Origin of the sequence: Actinomadura violacea, from assembly GCF_017573465.1 — a bacterium.
GTDB lineage: Bacteria > Actinomycetota > Actinomycetes > Streptosporangiales > Streptosporangiaceae > Spirillospora > Spirillospora violacea.
In genome coordinates, this window is the sequence record NZ_JAGEPF010000022.1 from 67,383 (window position 1) to 84,566 (window position 17,184).

General features: G+C 75.6%; 16 protein-coding genes, 1 pseudogene and 1 riboswitch. Of the genes and pseudogenes, 7 read left to right on the forward strand and 10 right to left on the reverse strand.

The features are described from left to right. On the reverse strand, positions 1-1,665 hold the full coding sequence (locus J4709_RS33400) for a substrate-binding and VWA domain-containing protein (protein WP_208246785.1): 1,665 nt from the start codon (positions 1,663-1,665) through the stop codon (positions 1-3). Between the two features lie 220 nt (positions 1,666-1,885). Here J4709_RS33400 and J4709_RS33405 point away from each other — a divergent pair, with 220 nt between their 5' ends. The 3 genes and pseudogenes from J4709_RS33405 to glyA all read left to right on the forward strand — a co-directional run bounded on the left by J4709_RS33405 (position 1,886) and on the right by glyA (position 4,842). Further along, the gene (locus J4709_RS33405) at positions 1,886-2,377 is read left to right on the forward strand and encodes an Lrp/AsnC family transcriptional regulator (protein ID WP_208246787.1); all 492 of its coding nucleotides are present in this window, start codon (positions 1,886-1,888) and stop codon (positions 2,375-2,377) included. 109 nt (positions 2,378-2,486) lie between these two features. Then, a pseudogene (locus tag J4709_RS56215) lies at positions 2,487-3,305 on the forward strand (DMT family transporter); the annotation flags it as partial. Positions 3,306-3,427: 122 nt separating this feature from the next. After that, a riboswitch (ZMP/ZTP riboswitch) is annotated at positions 3,428-3,514 on the forward strand. A 56-nt stretch (positions 3,515-3,570) separates the two neighbouring features. Continuing rightward, the gene (gene glyA / locus J4709_RS33415; protein ID WP_208246789.1) at positions 3,571-4,842 is read left to right on the forward strand and encodes a serine hydroxymethyltransferase; all 1,272 of its coding nucleotides are present in this window, start codon (positions 3,571-3,573) and stop codon (positions 4,840-4,842) included. Between the two features lie 14 nt (positions 4,843-4,856). Here the strand turns inward: glyA and J4709_RS33420 are convergent, their stop codons facing one another. Both J4709_RS33420 and J4709_RS33425 read right to left on the reverse strand, forming a co-directional pair. Beyond that, positions 4,857-5,654 carry a class I SAM-dependent methyltransferase gene (locus J4709_RS33420; protein ID WP_208246790.1) on the reverse strand — a complete coding sequence of 266 codons (798 nt, stop codon included), beginning with the start codon at positions 5,652-5,654 and terminating at the stop codon, positions 4,857-4,859. Then, complete coding sequence (locus J4709_RS33425) at positions 5,638-6,717, reverse strand: GNAT family N-acetyltransferase (protein ID WP_208246791.1); 1,080 nt, start codon at positions 6,715-6,717, stop codon at positions 5,638-5,640. Before J4709_RS33425 ends, J4709_RS33420 begins: the two co-directional genes overlap by 17 nt. Positions 6,718-6,890: 173 nt before the next feature. Here J4709_RS33425 and J4709_RS33430 point away from each other — a divergent pair, with 173 nt between their 5' ends. The 3 genes from J4709_RS33430 to J4709_RS33440 are packed head-to-tail and all read left to right on the forward strand — an operon-like array spanning position 6,891 to position 9,693. Further along, complete coding sequence (locus J4709_RS33430; protein WP_208246792.1) at positions 6,891-7,613, forward strand: carboxymuconolactone decarboxylase family protein; 723 nt, start codon at positions 6,891-6,893, stop codon at positions 7,611-7,613. A gap of 8 nt (positions 7,614-7,621) precedes the next feature. Continuing rightward, positions 7,622-8,206, forward strand: coding sequence for a GNAT family N-acetyltransferase (locus J4709_RS33435; RefSeq protein ID WP_208246793.1), 585 nt, complete (start codon positions 7,622-7,624; stop codon positions 8,204-8,206). Positions 8,207-8,256: 50 nt separating this feature from the next. Then, positions 8,257-9,693 carry an NAD(P)/FAD-dependent oxidoreductase gene (locus J4709_RS33440; RefSeq protein ID WP_208246794.1) on the forward strand — a complete coding sequence of 479 codons (1,437 nt, stop codon included), beginning with the start codon at positions 8,257-8,259 and terminating at the stop codon, positions 9,691-9,693. Positions 9,694-9,759: 66 nt separating this feature from the next. Here the strand turns inward: J4709_RS33440 and J4709_RS33445 are convergent, their stop codons facing one another. From J4709_RS33445 to J4709_RS33455, 3 genes are read right to left on the reverse strand one after another with little or no spacing between them, the layout of a single operon-like run. Further along, complete coding sequence (locus tag J4709_RS33445; protein WP_208246795.1) at positions 9,760-10,554, reverse strand: isocitrate lyase/PEP mutase family protein; 795 nt, start codon at positions 10,552-10,554, stop codon at positions 9,760-9,762. Beyond that, entirely contained in the window at positions 10,551-11,396 is an 846-nt protein-coding gene (locus J4709_RS33450) for a cytochrome P450 (protein ID WP_208246797.1), read from the reverse strand. The genes J4709_RS33445 and J4709_RS33450 overlap by 4 nt, the downstream gene beginning before the upstream one ends. A 25-nt stretch (positions 11,397-11,421) precedes the next feature. After that, positions 11,422-12,153 (reverse strand): aspartate/glutamate racemase family protein, encoded by a 732-nt coding sequence (locus tag J4709_RS33455; RefSeq protein ID WP_208246799.1) that lies wholly within the window; start codon positions 12,151-12,153, stop codon positions 11,422-11,424. A gap of 97 nt (positions 12,154-12,250) precedes the next feature. On the opposite strand from J4709_RS33455, the gene J4709_RS33460 reads away from it, so the two are divergent. Beyond that, positions 12,251-12,805, forward strand: a complete 555-nt coding sequence (locus J4709_RS33460) for a helix-turn-helix domain-containing protein (protein WP_307801763.1) — start codon at positions 12,251-12,253, stop codon at positions 12,803-12,805. 8 nt (positions 12,806-12,813) lie between these two features. On the opposite strand, the gene J4709_RS33465 is transcribed toward J4709_RS33460, so the two are convergent. From J4709_RS33465 to J4709_RS33480, 4 genes are read right to left on the reverse strand one after another with little or no spacing between them, the layout of a single operon-like run. Next, positions 12,814-14,217 carry an MmgE/PrpD family protein gene (locus J4709_RS33465; RefSeq protein WP_208246803.1) on the reverse strand — a complete coding sequence of 468 codons (1,404 nt, stop codon included), beginning with the start codon at positions 14,215-14,217 and terminating at the stop codon, positions 12,814-12,816. Next, positions 14,214-15,032: a cyclase family protein gene (locus J4709_RS33470; protein WP_208246805.1), complete on the reverse strand. Its 819-nt coding sequence runs from the start codon at positions 15,030-15,032 to the stop codon at positions 14,214-14,216. The genes J4709_RS33465 and J4709_RS33470 overlap by 4 nt, the downstream gene beginning before the upstream one ends. Continuing rightward, positions 15,029-15,898 carry an HpcH/HpaI aldolase/citrate lyase family protein gene (locus tag J4709_RS33475; RefSeq protein ID WP_208246807.1) on the reverse strand — a complete coding sequence of 290 codons (870 nt, stop codon included), beginning with the start codon at positions 15,896-15,898 and terminating at the stop codon, positions 15,029-15,031. The genes J4709_RS33470 and J4709_RS33475 overlap by 4 nt, the downstream gene beginning before the upstream one ends. Then, positions 15,895-17,082, reverse strand: a complete 1,188-nt coding sequence (locus J4709_RS33480; RefSeq protein ID WP_208246809.1) for a CaiB/BaiF CoA transferase family protein — start codon at positions 17,080-17,082, stop codon at positions 15,895-15,897. The genes J4709_RS33475 and J4709_RS33480 overlap by 4 nt, the downstream gene beginning before the upstream one ends. Between the last annotated feature and the right edge of the window lie 102 nt (positions 17,083-17,184).

The following is a 17,184-nucleotide window of genomic DNA, read 5'->3' on the forward strand; positions in this document are numbered from 1 at the left end:
TCAGCAGGACGGGGCGCAGAGGCGGCGGGCGGTGGCCTCGCCGAAGATCCGCAGGATGTCCTGCGGGGCGCGGGCGGTGTAGACGCTGCCCCCGGTGGCGTCCGCGAGCCGCCGCAGCTCGGCGGTGTCGACGTCCGGACCGAAGCCGATCACGATGATCTGGACCGGGCGGGTCTCCTCGCGCCCGGCGCGCAGCGCGGCGACGGTGCGGTCCAGGGTGGGGCCGCCGGGGTCCTCGTCGCGGCCGTCGGTGAACACGAGGACCGTGTTGACCATCTCGGGGCGGTAGGTGCGGCGCATGTACCGGACGGCGGCGAGGACGGTGTCGTACAGGCCGGTCGCGCCGTCCGGCTTCGGGCGCAGCGCCGCCAGCGCGCTGAGGATGCGCTGCCGCCGCGTGACGGACCCGATCCGCCCGCCGAGCGGGCCCATGGGGACGGTCTGCCGCCAGTCGCGGTCGCCGTCCAGCCGGGTCGAGAAGATCCATTGGCCGAGTTCGGTGTCGTCGGGCTGCAGGGCGAGGCCCTCCTGGGACGCCTGCGCGATCGCCTGCAGGCGGGTCAGCCGGGTGCCGGGCACCTGCCGCGCCATCGACCCGGAGACGTCGAGCACCGACAGCATCCGCGAGCCGAGCGTCAGCCGCGCCCATTCCTGCGCCGTCCGGCGGACGAGCGCGGGGTCGGGTTCAGCGAGGACTGCGGGCGCCGCCGCGGACAGTCCGGCCGTCCGGGCGAAGGCGGCCGGTGCCCGGCGACCGGGATCGCGGAACCCGGCCGCCTCGAAGCGGTCAAGGGCTTCGCCGCCGCGCAGGGCCCGCTCGAACTGACGGGCGCCGGGCCGGTCGCCGACGATCGTGAACGGATAGTCCAGGGACAGGGTCCCGTCGCGCGGGTAGACGGCCTGGACGGCCGCCGCCGGGTCCTTCCGGTTGTGCTCCCACACCGCCTGCTCGGGGACGGCCAGGACGGGCGTGGGACGCGCCGCGGCCGCCGCGCCGAACTCGCGGGGCACGTCCGGGGCGGTGCTCTCCCGCACCGACCGCGCGAACGCCGCGAACGACGCGTCGCCCTCCCGTTCCCGCGCGATCAGCAGCGACGCGAGCCCGGCGCCGGTCCGGGACGGGTCGGCGAGGGTGAGCCGGACGGCCCGGGAGCGCCGCTCATCCGGCTCCGCCGCGTCCAGGACGTCCTTCCAGGTACCGGGTGCCGCGGCGGCAAGGGACCGCGGGACGGCGGCGACGAGGGGCGTGCGCGCCAGGGGCCCGCCGACCGTGCGCGGGGGTTCGGCCAGCAGCCGCAGCCACAGGGTGGAGTCGGGCACCCACACGTCCGGACGGCGCACGCCCGCGCCCGCGGGGATCTGCCCGGACAGCAGCGCCGCCACGCCCGCCGGGCCCGCCGCCCGCACGGTAACGCGGACGCATTTCCCGCCCGCGCGGTGGTCCGCGCCGTTGAAGGTCCCGGCGACCGATGAGACGGCGGGCGCCAGCTCCGGCGCGACGGCCGCGTCGAGCGTCGTGACGCCGCCGGAGCACGCGGTGATCGCCGACAGCGCGTACACCGACGTGCCGAGCACCGCCGCGATCGCCATGCACACGACCGCCGCGACGCGGCGCGCGCGCCGTGTCCGGCGGCGCCGTCCCTTTTCCCGATGCGCCCCGCTCACGCTGACCTCGCCTCGCCGTGCCGGCGGCCCGCGCCGCCGGTGTGGGCCGCCCATTGTCGGCGCCCTGCCGCATCGCGGGCATCGGCGAAATCACCGGTCACTCCCGTCCCGCGTTGGCGTTCACCGGCAGTGGCCGAATATTCTTCGGGAGGTGACGTGCTGCGGCGCATCTTCCGCGCGGGAGTTCGGGACGCGGCGGCGAGTTCGGGAGGGGGACCCCATGGACGCGGTCGACCAGGCGATCCTGCGGAGGTTGCAGCGGGACGGCCGGCAGACCAACCGGGAGCTGGCCGAGGCGGTGGGGATCGCCCCGTCGACGGCCCTGGAGCGGACGCGGGCGCTGCGCTCGCGCGGCGTCATCACCGGCTTCCACGCGGCGGTCGACTACGAGCGGCTCGGCCGGGGCGTGCAGGCGCTGATCTCGATCCGGATCAGGCCGCAGTCGCGGGAGGCGATCGAGTCGGCGCGCGACAGCATGGCCGCGATGCCTGAGGCCGTCGGTGTCTTCGTCGTGACGGGCAACGAGGACCTGTTCGTCCATGTGGCGGTGCCGAGCACCACGTACCTGCGGGATTTCGTGCTCGACCGGCTGGCCCGCCGCAAGGAGTTCGTGGACGTCCGCACCCTCGTGGTCTACGACTACGTCCAGCCCAAGGAGCAGGGCGAACTTTCGGTGGCCGACGGCGCGGAGAAGCGAACGCCGTACGCCTGAGGCGGCGTTCACGGCCCCGGAACCGAAGAACCGCCGGGGCGTGAGCTGAGATCCGAACGAACGACGGCTGAACGCGTCCATCGCCGCAGTCCTGCCTAGCTTTGGGCGCATGGAGCGACGAAACAACCCCTCCAGCGTGCTGCTCGTGCTGGCCGCCGGCGTCCTGTGGGGGACCGTGGGACCGGCGCAGGTGCTGGCCGGTTCCGGGGCGAACCCGGTGGCCGTGGGCGGGGCCCGGATCCTGTCCGGCGGGGTGATCCTCGCCGCGCTGGTGCTCGCTGCGGACCCGGGGGCGTTCCGGGCGCTGTCGCGGCGGACGTGGCCGCCGGTGGCCGCCGCGTCCGCCGCCACCGGGATCTTCCAGGCGTCGTTCTTCAGCGCGGTCGGCCGGACGGGCGCCGCGGTCGCGACGGCCGTCGTGTTCGGGCTCGCCCCCGTCTCGACGGGGCTGTGCGAGCGGCTGGTGCTCCGGACGCGGCTGAGCGGGCGCTGGTGGGCGGGCACCGCCTGCGCGATCGGCGGGGTCGCGCTGCTGGCGGCGCCGGGCCCGGACGTGCACGTCGACCTGCTCGGTGTCGCGCTCAGCCTGGTCGCCGGGACGTGCTTCGGCGTCTACACGGTGTCCGCCAAGGTCCTGACCGGCCGCAGCGCGCCTGCCGGCGGGAGCATGGGGATGGCGGCGGCGGTGTCGGTGACGCTGCTGGCGGGCGGGTCGGTGCTGCTGCCCTGGACGCTCGCGGACCTGCCGGCGCTCGCCGAGCCCCGGTCGGCGGCGCTGGTGGCCTGGCTCGGGATCGCCGCGACCGCCGCCGCGTACATGTTCTTCGTCACGGGCCTGAACCGGGTGAGCGCCGCGACGGCCGGGACGCTGAGCCTCGCCGAGCCGCTGGTGGCCGCCGTGCTGGCCGTCGCGGTCCTGGGGGAGCGGATGTCGGGACGGGTCGCCGCCGGTGCGGTGCTGTTGCTCGGCGGCCTGGCGGTGGTATCGGTTCCGGCACGGGCACCCCGGACGCGCCGGGCCCGGCGGGAGCGGGAGGCGGCTCGCTATGATGGCGCGAACGCGACTGGCGCAGTCAAGGTGGAGACGACCACCGGGGAGCGAAACCAATCCGCACACCGCGCGCCTGGGTGTACGGGTCCCCTTCGCCGGGGCGCCCGCAGCGCGCTCCGGCGCGAGCAGCGCGGAGGTAGTCGTGCATGAGCCCGCCGTCCCCCATCTGCAGGCCGCGGACCCCGAGATCGCCGGGCTGGTCGAGGCGGAGGCCCGCCGCCAGTTCGAGAAGATCCGGCTGATCGCCTCGGAGAACTACGTGTCGCCGGCGGTCCTGGAGGCCACCGGTTCCGTCCTGACCAACAAGTACTCCGAGGGGTACGCCGGCAAGCGGTACTACGAGGGCCAGCAGAACGTCGACCCGATCGAGCTCGCGGCGATCGCGCGGGCCCGGGAGCTGTTCGGCGCCGAGCACGCCAACGTCCAGCCGTACTCCGGCTCGCCCGCCAACCTCGCCGTCTACATGGCGTTCCTCGACCCCGGCGACCCGGTGATGGGCCTGTCGCTGCCGATGGGCGGGCACCTGACGCACGGCTGGTCGGTGTCGGCGACCGGCCGGTGGTTCACGCCCGTCCGGTACGAGGTGCGCGCCGACACCGGGCGCGTCGACATGGACGAGGTCCGCGACCTGGCGCTGAAGGAGCGGCCGAAGCTGATCTGGTGCGGCGGGACGGCGGTGCCCCGCACCATCGACTTCCCGGCGTTCGCCGAGATCGCCCGCGAGGTCGGGGCGGTGCTGGCCGCCGACATCGCGCACATCGCGGGCCTGGTCGCGGGCGGCGCGCACCCGTCCCCGATGGGCCACGCCGACGTGATCACCACGACCACGCACAAGACGCTGCGCGGCCCGCGCGGCGCGATGATCATGTCGACGGCCGAGCACGCGAAGGCGGTCGACAAGGCCGTCTTCCCCGGCCTGCAGGGCGGCCCGCACAACCACACCACCGCCGCGATCGCCGTCGCGCTGAAGGAGGCCGCGGCGCCGGACTTCTCCCGCTACGCCCACCAGGTCGTCGCGAACGCCAAGGCGCTCGCGGCGGCGCTGCTGGACCGCGGCTACGACCTGATCTCCGGCGGCACCGACAACCACCTGATCCTCATCGACCTGACGAACAAGGGCGTCGCGGGCAAGCCCGCCGCGCAGGCCCTCGACCGCGCCGGCATCGAGCTGAACTACAACGCGGTCCCGTTCGACCCGCGCAAGCCGTTCGACCCGTCGGGGCTGCGGCTCGGCACCGGCGCGATCACCACCCGCGGCCTGGACGAGGCGCGGATGCCGCAGGTCGCGGCCTGGATCGACGAGGTCGTGCAGGCGGCCGCCAAGCAGGACGAGGCGGTCGTGGAGCGGGTCGCGGGCGAGGTCCGCGACATGCTGGCCGGCTACCCGATGCCGGGCTGGGCGCCCACCCCCTGATCGCGGCGCGCCGATCAGGACGGCGTGCGCAGGATCGTGATCATGCGCCAGGCTTCGGGATCGGTGAGGGCGACCGCGTCCGCACCGGTCCCGAAGTCGCCGTACCGGGCGGCGACGTCCAGCCCGCCGGCGAGCCGGATCGCCGCGTCCAGCTCGGTCGCGGTCCAGAACCGGTAGGGGACGACGTCCTCGATCACGCGGGTCGCGCCGTCCGCCTCGATCGTCATCGTCACGTGGTCGTCGGCGATCTGGGTGACCGGGTCGAGCAGGTCGGTGGGCTCGCCCCACCGGACGGTGGCGTGCACGCCGTCGCGGTCGACCGTCCACCCGGTGCTGACGCTGGGGTCGTCCGACAGCCGGTCGCGCGGATGCGACATCTCGACCACGTACAGGCCGCCGGGCGCCAGGTGCGCGGCGACGCGGCGCAGGTGCGCGACGAACGCGTCCAGCGTCATCAGGTGGGACGTGGAGTCCAGCATGGTCAGCACCAGGTCGAACCGGCGCCCGAGGTCGAAGGCCGTCATGTCGTCCTCGACGACCTCGACCGCGACGCCGGCGCGCCCGGCCTCGCGCGCCGCGTACGCGCACATCGCCGGGTTCAGGTCGAGCGCGGTCGCGGCGAGGCCGCGGCCGGCCAGCTCGCGGGCGTGCTCGGCGGGCCCGGCGGCCAGCTCCAGCACCGTCCGGACCGGGCCCGCCGCGTCCGGGCGATGCTCGGCGCACCAGCCGAGCAGCGCCCCGGCCTCGGCGCTCACATCGCGGAACGAGCAGGCCAGCTCGTAGGCCCAGGGGTCGTCATAGATGCCGGTCACCCCGCCATCCTGCCAGCGCACCGGACGCCGGGCGGCCGTCCGCGCGCAGCCTGATCTCCACGATGGACGGCTCGTCGGTGCGCCGCGTCCGGCCGCCGAGCGAGGTCAGCAGCCGCCGCATCCGGACGTTCTCGCTCAGCGCGGTCGCGCGCAGCTCCACCAGGCCGCGCTCGCGGGCCAGCGCCAGCAGCAGCTCGGCGAGCGCCCGGCCGAGTCCCCGACCCTGCCAGGCGTCCTCGACCAGGAACGCGAGTTCGGCGACGCCGGGATCGAGCACGTGGATCAGGTGCGCGAGCGCGAGCAGTGACCCGTCCGGCCCCTCGGCGACGAGCGTCAGGCCGTGCGCCGGGTCGCAGAACCGCTCGATCGCCCGCGGCGGCGGGTACGGCTTGGGGCTGAAGTAGCGCATCCGGCGGCTGTCCAGCGAGCACCGCTCGTGCAGCTCGCGGACCGCGCCCGCGTCGCGCCTCTCGATCGGCCGGACGGTCACGTGCGTGCCGTCGCGCAGCGGCAGCCGGCGCGACGCCGGGCGCGGCGGCTCGGCGGGCAGCGCCGCGCGGACGAGGGCGTCGGCGCGCGCCGCCTCCGTCGCGGTGAACGGCAGGCCGTACCGGCGGAGCCGGACCGCCCGGCCGCGGCCCAGCGGGACGGTCAGGACGCACCCGTCGTCCTCGCCGCCGGCCGGCGGCCCGTCCGGCGGCGCGGCCCATCCGGCCTCGTCGGCGCGCAGCAGCTCGGCGAGCACCTCGGGCACGGCGTGCGGCTCGGCGCGCAGCCGGGACGCCAGCACCAGCGCACGCGTCGGCTCGTCCACCAGCTCGTGCGGCCGCGCCGGGCGGACGGCCGTGCGCGCGCCGCCCGCGGCGGCGAGCGTCTCGGCCAGCTCGCGCGGCCCGGCGCCGCGGCCGGGGACGTCCACGAGGAACTCGTCGACGACGCCGCCGGCGTCCATCTGGACGGACAGGGCGAGGATGTTGGCGCCGCGCCCGGCCAGCGCGGCGGTGAGCAGGGCCAGCCGGCCCGGCCGGTCCTCGATCTCGGTGCGGATGCGGAGCAACGGCATGGAACGTTCCCTTCACGGGCCGCCGGCCCGGGTCGCGTGCGATCCGTGTCCGGTGCGGACGCCTCCACTGTGGGCCGCCGCTGTTACGCGGGCGCTACGTCACCGTGAGCGCGCGGTTTCACATTGCGGACGAGGGCTTGAGACGCCCGGCACGACCGCCTAGCGTGCGGTGAGTGATCGACCCCGTGAGCGGTGAGCACGTCGACGACCTACCCCGGCACGGGCCGCTCGCGGCCCGCCTGCCGCTGCTGTCCCCCGGCTCGCTCGGCGACGAGCAGCGGGCCGTGTACGAGGCCCTGACCGGCGGCCCCCGCGCGGACGGCCGCGGCGGTCCGTTCGGGTTCATGGACGGCCATGGCCGGCTGCTCGGCCCGTTCAACGCGATGCTGTACAGCCCGGCCGTCGGCATGCCGCTGCAGGACCTCGGCGCCGCGCTGCGGTTCCGCACCGCGTTCACCAAGCGCGAGCGGGAGATCGCGACCCTGGTCGTGGCGGCGCACCTGCGCTCGGACTACGAGTGGTACGCGCACGAGCGGCTCGGCCGCCGCGCCGGCCTGTCCGAGGACGAGCTGGACGCGCTGCGCGAGGGCCGCGCCCCGATGCTCGGCGACGCCCGCGAACGCCTCGTCCACGAGGCCGCCCGGCAGCTGGCCGCCGAGAACGACCTGGCCGACGCCGTCTACACCGAGGCCGTCGCGACGCTCGGCCGGCCCGCCCTCGTCGAGCTCGTCACGCTCGTCGGCTACTACGCCGCGCTCGCGACGCAGCTGCGGGTGTTCCGGGTCGGCGTGCCCGACGGCGAGCCCGCCCCGTGCTGGCCGGAGCCCACGACGTCGTGGCCGGAGCCCGCCCCGTCGTGGCCGGAGCCCGGCGGTGGCCGGGCGTCCGCCGGGTGAGGCCCGCGATGACCGAGGCGCTGCTCACCCGACGGCTCGCCCTGCACCCGATCGGCATGAGCGACCACCACGCGCTGCTGACGCACTGGACGGGCCCGGTCGTCCGCCGGCACCTGTTCGACGGCGCGTCGATCTCGCCCGTCCAGGTCACCGAGATCATCGAGACCAGCGAGCGGGACTTCGCCACCGAGGGCTACGGGCTGTGGGCCCTGCGGCCGCTGGGCCGGCGGCTCGCGGCGGAGCCGCGCCAGAGCGGGCCGCTGATCGGCGTGGCGGGGCTGCGCGGTCACGAGGGCCCGTTCGACCGGGGAGTGGACGTGGAGATCCTCTACAGCCTCGAACCGGACCGGTGGGGGCAGGGGCTGGCGGCCGAGGCGTCCCGCGCGGTGCTGGACTACGCGTTCGGGGTGGTCGGGCTGCGCCGCGTCACCGCCGAGTTCGACCCGGACAGCGCGGTGTCCGCCGAGGTCGCCGCGAGCCTCGGGATGCGGCCGTGGCGGCGCGGCGCGGACGGTCCCGACGGCGCGTCCTACTATGCCGCCGACCGGTCCGGATGGCTCGGATCCCGTCGTGGGATCGACGCCGTACCCTAGAATCCGTCGCCCTCTACCCTTCGGACTGTCGAATACAGCAGTATGGGCGGATGAGTTCCTCGTCCGGGCCGGCGCCGCTGGCGCCCGGCTTCGCCAACGGCGGCGTCTCCCACTGGTACCGGGGGACCGGCCGCCCCGAACCGGGCCCGCGCCTGCCCGGCCCGCGCGCCGCCGACGTCTGCGTCGTCGGCGCCGGCTACACCGGGCTCTGGACGGCCTACTACCTCAAGCGCGCCCGCCCCGACCTCGTCATCGTCGTGCTGGAGCGCGAGTTCGCCGGGTTCGGCGCGTCCGGCCGCAACGGCGGATGGGTGCTCGGGGAGATCGCCGGATCGCGGGAGCGCTACGCCGCCCGGCACGGGCGCCCCGCCGCGGTCGCGCTGCAGCACGCGATGTTCGGCGCCGTCGACGAGGTGGTCCGCGTCGCCGCCGCCGAGGGCATCGACGCCGACCTGGTCAAGAGCGGCGTGCTGCACGTCGCCCGCAACCCCGCGCAGCGGGCCCGGCTCGCCGCGATGGTCGCCGACTCCCGCGACTGGGGCTGGACCGAGGACGACCTCGTCCCGCTGCCCGCCGCCGAACGCGACGAGCGGCTGCGCGTCACGGGCGCGACCGCCGCCGCGTGGAGCCCGCACTGCGCCCGCGTCCAGCCCGCGAAGCTCGTCCGGGGCCTGGCGGCGGCGGTCCGCAGCCTCGGCGTGGACGTCTACGAGCGGACGCCGGTGGTGCGGATCGACCCGCGGCGCGGCACCGCCCCGGCCGCCGCCGTCACCCCGTACGGGACGGTCACCGCCGGGCACGTGCTGCGCGCGACCGAGGGGTTCACCGCCGCGGTCCGCGGCCACCACCGCGACTGGCTGCCGATGAACAGCTCGATGATCGTCACGACGCCGCTGCCGGACGCGGTGTGGGACGCGATCGGCTGGGACGGCCGCGAGCTGCTCGGCGACCTCGCGCACTACTACATGTACGCGCAGCGGACCGCCGACGACCGCATCGCGTTCGGCGGCCGCGGCCGGCCGTACCGCTACGGGTCCCGGGTGGACGACGGCGGCCGGACGCAGCCCGCGACCGTCGCGGAACTGTGGTCGATGCTCGCCGCGATGTTCCCGGCCGCCGCCGAGCACGGCCGCGTCGCGCACGCCTGGTCGGGCGTCCTCGGCGTGCCCCGCGACTGGTGCTCGACCGTCGTGGTCGACCACGCGTCCGGCCTCGGTCACGCCGGCGGCTACACCGGCCACGGCGTCGCCACCGCGAACCTCGCCGGGCGGACGCTGCGCGACCTCGTCCTGCGCGAGGACACCGAGCTGACCGCGCTGCCGTGGGTGGGCCGGCGCGTCCGCCGCTGGGAGCCCGAGCCGCTGCGCTGGCTCGGCGTCCACGCGATGTACGCGCTGTACCGGGCGGCCGACGCCCGCGAGTCCGCGACCTCCTCGCCGCGCACGTCCGCCCTGGCCCGCCTCGCCGACGCGATCACCGGCCACTGACCCCTCTACGTTGACTTGCGGCGTGTCGGCCTTAGGGGAACGCTCCAGAGGCCGACACGCCGCAAGTCAACGTGGCCGGGGCGGGGAGATGAGAGTTTGGATGTCCGTGTAGGAGGGGGCAGGGGCGTTCGCGTCGGCGCCCGCGAATTCCAGGGCGGCGGTCGTCGCGGCGTGGAGTGCCTTGCGGAAGAGCAGCGAGCCCGTGCTCACCCGGCGGACGCCCAGCTCGGCGAGCCGTCCGACGTCGGTCTTCCCAGGCATGAACAGCACGTTCAGCGGGAGGGCGACGGCCTCGACGACGGCGCGGACGTGCTCTTCGGCGGCGATCCCGGGGACGAACACGCCGTCCGCGCCCGCCTCGGCGAACGCCCGGACCCGGCGCAGCGTCTCGTCCATGTCGGGTTCGCCGTCGGCCAGCCAGAACGTGTCGGTGCGGGCGTTCAGGAACACCTGCGGCGCGGCGCGCTTCACCGCCGCGATGACCGTGGTCTGGTGGTCGAGCGGGGCGAGCGTCCCGTCGGAGCGGCCGTCCTCCAGGTTGACGCCGGCGATCCCGTACGAGGCCACCTCGGTCGCGAGTTCGGCGACGTCGGCGACCCTCGTGGAGAAGCCGCCCTCGATGTCGACCGTGACGGGGACCGGCAGCCGCGCCAGGCTCCGCGCCAGCGCGAGGGTCTCGTCCCGGGTGTCGCCGGTCGCGTCGGGTTTCCCGGCCGCGGCGGCCACGCCGAGGCTGGTCGTCCCGACCGCGGGGAACCCCGCCTTCGCCAGCGCCGCGCCGCTCGCGAAGTCCCACGCGTTGGGCAGGAGCAGCGGGCCGTCGCCGTGGTGCAGGTCCCGGAACGTCTGCGGACGGTTCATCGGACGGACTCCAGTTCGTTGAGGGCCTCGACCACGCCGGCCGCGAGCCGAACCGCCTGGTCCGCGCCCGGGCAGGGCCGCCGGCCGGCCCCGAAGGTCAGATGCCGGGGTTCCCGGCGGGCGGGATCGAAACGGTCCGGTCCGGCGAACACCGCCGGGTCCCGGTTGGCCGCCCGCAGGTCGAGGGTCACGGTGGCGCCCGCGGCGATCTCGTGGTCCCCGACGGCCGCGGCCTCGCGGGCGACCCGGCGCATGGCCGGGACGGGCGGGTCGAAGCGGAGCGTCTCGGCGATGACGGCCTCGATCGGGAAGCCCCGCGCCTCGGGCCGACGCGACGCCGGGAGCGCCTTGCGGACGAGCCCGGCGGTGGCCTCGTACGCCTGCATGTAGACGGCGATCCGGTTGGCGACCTCCTCGTCCGGTCCGGGTCCGAGGAGCCGGGCGAGCGTCGCGACGGCCGCGTCCGCCCCGTCCCGCCCGTTCCCGGTCAGGTAGCCGGACGCGGCGGCGGGCACCGCGCCGGCCAGCGCGTCCAGGTCGGTGACGCCGAGCGCCTCGCCGAGGGCGGAGATCGGCGCGAGGTCCGGCGCCTCCCCGGCGAGGACCCGTTCGCCCGCCCGCCGCCGCAGGAAGGCGGGGTCGGCCTCGTCCAGGGACCTCACGACGACGCTCAGCCGCCGGTCGTGCGCCGCGCCCTCGCTGAACCGGCAGACGGCCCCGCGCAGCCAGGCCAGCGTCCCCGCCCGCGCGCCGCCTTCCGCCACCGGGACGGCGAAACGCTCGTCGGCGAGGACGGCGCGTACGTCGGCGTGCCGGGAGATGACCAGGTCGGTGTTCGCCATGCCCCGAATCTAGGGGCGGATCGTTTCACCGCTCGTCGAAGTGTCCGCCGCGCCAGGACGGCATCGGACGGCGGCCCGCCGCGACCTCGAACGCGGCGCGGGCGAGCAGGCGCGTCGAGTCCAGCGTCGGCAGCGGCGACGCCTCCGGCGTGACCAGCAGCGGGATCTCGGTGCAGACCAGCGCGACCGCGTCGCAGCCGCGCTCGGCGAGCCGCTCGATGATCCGCACGTACGCACGGCGCGACTCGTCGGTGATCACGCCGTTCACCAGCTCACCGAAGATGATCTCGTGGACGCGGGCGCGGTCGGCGGCGTCCGGCACCTCGGCCTCGATGCCGCGGGCACCGAGTTCGCGCGGATAGACGGGGCCGTCCATGGTGTAGCGGGTGCCGAGGACGCCGACGCGGCGGCGCCCGTCGCGGGCGGCCTGGTCGGCGACGACCTGCGCGATGTGCAGGCCGGGGAGCGCCAGATCGGCGCCCGGGCGTTCCAGGGCCATGTGGGCGGTGTTGTCGGGGCAGGCGAAGAAGTCCGCGCCCGCCGCGGCGAGCCGCCGGACGCTCTCGGCGAGGATCGCGCGGACGGCGTCGTGGTCGCCCGCGTCCCAGGACGGCATGCTGCGCGCGAGCGCGATCAGGTCGAGCGTGACGTCGGGGTGGTCGTCGGGGCCCAGCTCGCGGAAGCCCTCCTGGCAGAAGGCGCGGAAGCACAGCGCGGCGCCCTCCGCGCTGTGGGCGAGGATGCCGAGATGCTCCATGATCGCTCCAGTCCGATGTGGCGAACGTCTGTCCATTACAATGAACAAACGCAGGGGCGTTCGTCAAACTGAACGCCCGGACTTCTGGAGTGAACACGTGGGGAACCTGGACCTGATCGCGCTGATCGCCGCCTCGATCCGGCGCGAGCGCGCCCGCGCCGGGATCACCCAGACCGAGCTGGCCCGCCGAGCCGGCCTCGCGAAATCGACGCTGTCGCAGCTGGAGGCGGGCACCGGCAACCCGAGCGTGGAGACGCTGTGGGCGCTCGGCGCGGCCCTCGACGTCCCGTTCAGCCGGCTGGTCGACCCGCCGCGGGCGGGCGTGCGGGTCGTCCGCGCAGGTGAAGGGCCCGCCACGCGGTCAGAGCAGGCGGACTACACGGCGACGCTGCTGGCGTCCTGCCCGCCGAACGCCCGCCGCGACGTCTACCGCGTCGCGGCGGAGCCGGGGGAGCCGCACCTGTCCGACCCGCACATGCCGGGCACGACCGAGCACGTGGTCATCGGCGCGGGCCGGGCGCTCGCGGGCCCGGCCGACGACCCCGTCGAACTCGGGCCCGGTGACTACGTCGCCTATCCGGGCGACGCCCCGCACGTCTTCCGCGCCCTCGCCCCCGGCACCACCGCGACCTTCGTCATGGAGCACACCTGACGTCCGGGTCAGGCGAGGAGGGCGGTGAGGGCGCTCAGGTCCTCGACGTCGGCGAGGGAGTAGGTCAGGTCGGTGATGCGGTCGGCCTGGCCCGGGGTGACGCGGCGGGTGGCGTTGAGGCGGAACTTGGTCGCCAGCTCGTCGGCCGACAGCGGGTTGCCCGGGCCGCCGCGGTTGGCGTCCACCCGCTCCTCCATTACGGCGCCGTCCCGGGTCGTGACGCGCAGGACGGCCGGGAACTGGTGCGGGAAGATCTCGTCGCAGCGGGCGTCCGGCACGCACCGGACCTTCGCGGCCAGCGCGAGCCGCTCCGGGTCGGCGGCGGCCTCGTCGGTGAAGTCCTCGTGGAAGACGCCGAGCCCGCCGCCGCCCAGCAGCGCCGCCGCGACCGTGTACGGGCCGGAGAACGCGGCGTGGTACCCAGACTTCGGACGGATCTTGTCCTCGCGGGGCTCGCCGATCGTCCGCAGCACGGCCGTCGGCGCGCCCAGCTCGATGCCCTCGATGCCGGACGGGTCGAGACCCCGCGCGCGCAGGCGGAGCGCGGCGTCGATGCCCGCATGGGTGAAGTGGTTGCACGGGTACGGCTTGAAGAAGATCCCGGGCAGTTCCCAGTGCTCGCCGAGCCGGTCGGTGAGCGCGCCGAGGTCGACCTGGTCGCCGCACCACGCCTGCAGGAACCCGAACCGTCCCTCGAACACGGTCGGCGGGCCGGTGATGCCGGTGCGGGCGAGACCGGCGGCGGTGACGGCGGCGTGCGCGGCCCAGCCGCAGTGGATCCGCTTGACGGTCCCGCCGGTCCGGTTGGCCTCCAGGATCCCCGAGCCCATGCTGGCGGCGATGCCCATCGCGTCGGCGATGCCGGCCGCGTCCAGGCCCGACAGCATCGCGGCGGCGGCCGCCGCCCCGACGGCGCCGCAGATCGCGGTGGCGTGCTGGCCGCGCTCGAAGAACACCGAGTTGCCCAGCTCCCGGTCGTAGCCGGCCATGCCGAGCCGGACGGTGATCTCCACGCCGACGCCGACCGCGTCCAGCAGCGCCGCGCCCGTCGCACCGCGCGCCTCGGCGGCCGCGAGCGCGGCGGGCACTACCGATGCGGACGGGTGCAGCACCGACGGCAGGTGCGTGTCGTCGAAGTCGAGCGAGTGCGCGAGGGTGCCGTTGAGCAGGGCGGCGCTGGGCTCGGGGAGGCGGGCGCCGGTGCCGATCGCGGTGGCGCGCCCCGCGCCGCCCCATTCGGCGACCAGGTCGCCGACCGCGCGGGCCGGCGCCTCGCCGGTCGCGCCGAGGCTGTTGCCGAGGGCGTCCAGGACGCGCCGCGCGGCGTCGGCGCGCAGGTCGGCGGGCAGCCCGTCCGCCCTTGCGCCGGCGGCGAGCGCGGCGAACCGCTGCACCGGGGTGGGCGCGGTCATGCCGACACCGCCGCGAGCGGGCGGACGGGGGAGCCGGTGCCGCCCTGGATCCGCAGCGGCGCCAGCACGAACGCGAACTCGTGCAGCCCGGCCTCGGCGAGCGCCTCCAGGTTCAGGTGCTCCATGATGAAGATCCCCGACTCGACCAGCAGGATCCGGTGGACGGGCAGCACCGCGTGCCCGGCGCCCGCCGGGATCTGCTCGTAGGCGGTGGTGTCGGCGCCGGTCGCGACGATCCTCCGGTCGGCGAGCCAGCGGGCGGCGTCCTGGGTCGCGCCGGGCACGCCCGTCTCCTTGCCCAGGTAGGCGGTGGTGTCACCGAAGTTGCGGGACCAGCCGGTGCGGATCAGCGCGACGTCGCCCTCGCCGGGCTCGGTCCCGGCCCGCTTGGCGGCGAGGTCCAGGTCCTCGGCGGTCACCCCGTAGCCGGGCGGCAGCGTCGCGACGCCGTGCACGGCGGCGACGTCCAGCAGGACGCCGCGGCGCAGCAGCCCGGGCAGGTTCTCGGCGCCGTGGCTGGTGAACGCCCCGCCGCGCTGCGCCTCCTCGGCGTCGATCCCGCCGTGCAGTTCGCCGTCGTGGCTGACGTGCGAGAGCGCGTCGATGTGGGTGCCGACGTGCCCGCCGGTCACGATGATCTCGTTGGCGGCCGAGCCGCCGTCCGGGCGCCGCATGTCGCCGTGCCGGCGGATCAGCGTCATCCGGAAGCCGGGGTGGTTCGGGGAGCAGGGCATGCCGGTGAAGAACGGGTGGCCGAGCTCGATCAGCCGGACGCCGCGGGCGACCGCCGCGAGCAGCGGGTCCTGGGTGGTCATGAGGGGGAGCCTTCCTTCTGCGATGCGGTGCGGTGGGCGGACGCGGCGACGGCGAGGATCCAGGAGGCGCGCTCGACGACCGCCTTGTCCACGAACCGGCCGGCGGAGTCGATCCACGCGGCGGCACCGGCCGTGCCGTCGCGCTCGGTGAGCTGGTCCATGAGGCCGCGCGCCCAGGCGACGTCGCCGGGGTCGGGCGCGCACGCCTCGTGGACGACAGGGATCTGCGCGGGGTGGATCACCGACCGGCCGAAGAACCCGGCGCGGTGCGCGGCGGCGGTGTCGGCGCGCAGGCCGTCCAGGTCGCGGACGGCGGTCCAGACGCTCTGCGGCGGGGACGGCAGCCGAGCGGCGCGGGCCGCGACGACCACCCGCGAGCGCGGCCACGCGAGCGCGTCGCCGCCGGTCACCCGCAGGTCCGCGGACAGGTCAGCCTCGCCGAGCGAGATCCCGGCGACAAGCGGGTGCGCGGTCGCGAGGGCCAGGGCGTTCTCGATGCCGAGCGCTGATTCCAGGACGGGGAACACCGGCACGCCGAGCGCGTCGGCGACGCGGCGCAGCGCGGCCGGGTCCTCGCACTTGGGGATGCGGACCCCGGCGAGCGCGCCGGGCGCGGACGCCAGCAGCCCGATGTCGGCGGTGCCGTCCGGCGTGCCGGGCGCGTTGATCCGCACGTAGGCGGGCCGCCCTTCCGCCAGGGCGGAGGCGACGGTGCGGCGCGCGGTCTCCTTCGCGTCCGGGGCGACGGCGTCCTCGAGGTCGAGGATGACGGCGTCCGCACCGGAGTCCAGGGCCTTGCCGATGCGGTCGGGACGGTCGCCGGGGACGTACAGCCAGGTCCGGTGCGGATGCTCCGGCTCGGTCATTTCACGACCCCCTTGGCGCGCAGCTCGGCCAGCTCCGCCTCGCCCACCCCGTACCGGCCGAGGATCTCGGCGGTGTGCGCGCCGAGCGGCGGCCCGGCCGAGTCGATGCGCCCGGGCGTCTGCGACAGCCGGAACAGCACGTTCTGCATCTTCACCGGGCCGAGTTCGTCGTCGGGGACGGTGGCGATGGTGCCGAGCGCCTCGAACTGCGGGTCGGTCATCACGTCGGCGGCGGTGTAGATCGGCGCGACGGCGGCCTCGGCCTCCTCGAACGCCTTCACGACCTCGTCGCGGTCGCGCTGAGCGATCCACGAGCCGACGGCCTCGTCCAGCTCGTCGGCGTGCTCGGCGCGCTCGGCGCCGGTGGCGAACCACGGCTCGTCGATGTAGCCGGGGCGGCCGACCAGCCGCATCACCCGCTCGGCGATGGACTGGGCGCTGGTGGAGATCGCGACCCAGCCGCCGTCGCGGGTCCGGTAGGTGTTGCGCGGCGCGTTGTTGTGCGACCGGTTGCCGGTGCGGGCCTGCAGCTCGCCGAGCTGGTCGTAGGTGATGATCTGCGGGCCGAGCAGCGTCAGGATCGGCTCGATGATCGCCAGGTCGACGACCTGGCCCTCGCCGGTCGCCTCCCGCGCGCGCAGCGCCGTCATCACCGCGAACGCGGTGGTCAGCGCGGCGATCCCGTCGGCGAGGCCGAACGGCGGCAGGGTCGGCGGCCCGTCCGGCTCGCCGGTGATCGCGGCGAACCCGCTCATCGCCTCGGCGAGCGTGCCGAAGCCGGGCCGCCGCGAGTACGGGCCGGTCTGCCCGAACCCGGTGACCCGGGCCAGCACCAGCCGGGGGTTGATCTTCTTCAGCTCGTCGTAGCCGAGGCCCCAGCGCTCCAGTGTGCCGGGCCGGAAGTTCTCGATCACCACGTCGGCGTCGGCGGCGAGCCGGCGGAAGACCTCCTGGCCCTCGGGTGAGCCGAGGTAGAGGGTGACCGCCTTCTTGTTGCGGCCGAGCATCTTCCACCACAGCCCGACGCCGTCGCGGCGCGCGCCGTGGCTGCGCACCGGGTCGCCCTTCGGGTGCTCGATCTTGATCACCTCGGCCCCGAAGTCGGCGAGCAGCGTGGCCGCCAGCGGCCCGGCGAACAGGGTGGCCGCGTCGAGCACGCGGACTCCGGACAGGGCGTCGGGCATGGGCGGTACCGCCTTCGGTTCTGATCGTTTCTCTTAGCGGAACAAGATTCAGGCCAAGGTTCGGCGCCGCGCGGGCGCCGGATGTCTTCAAGTTGGCACCGG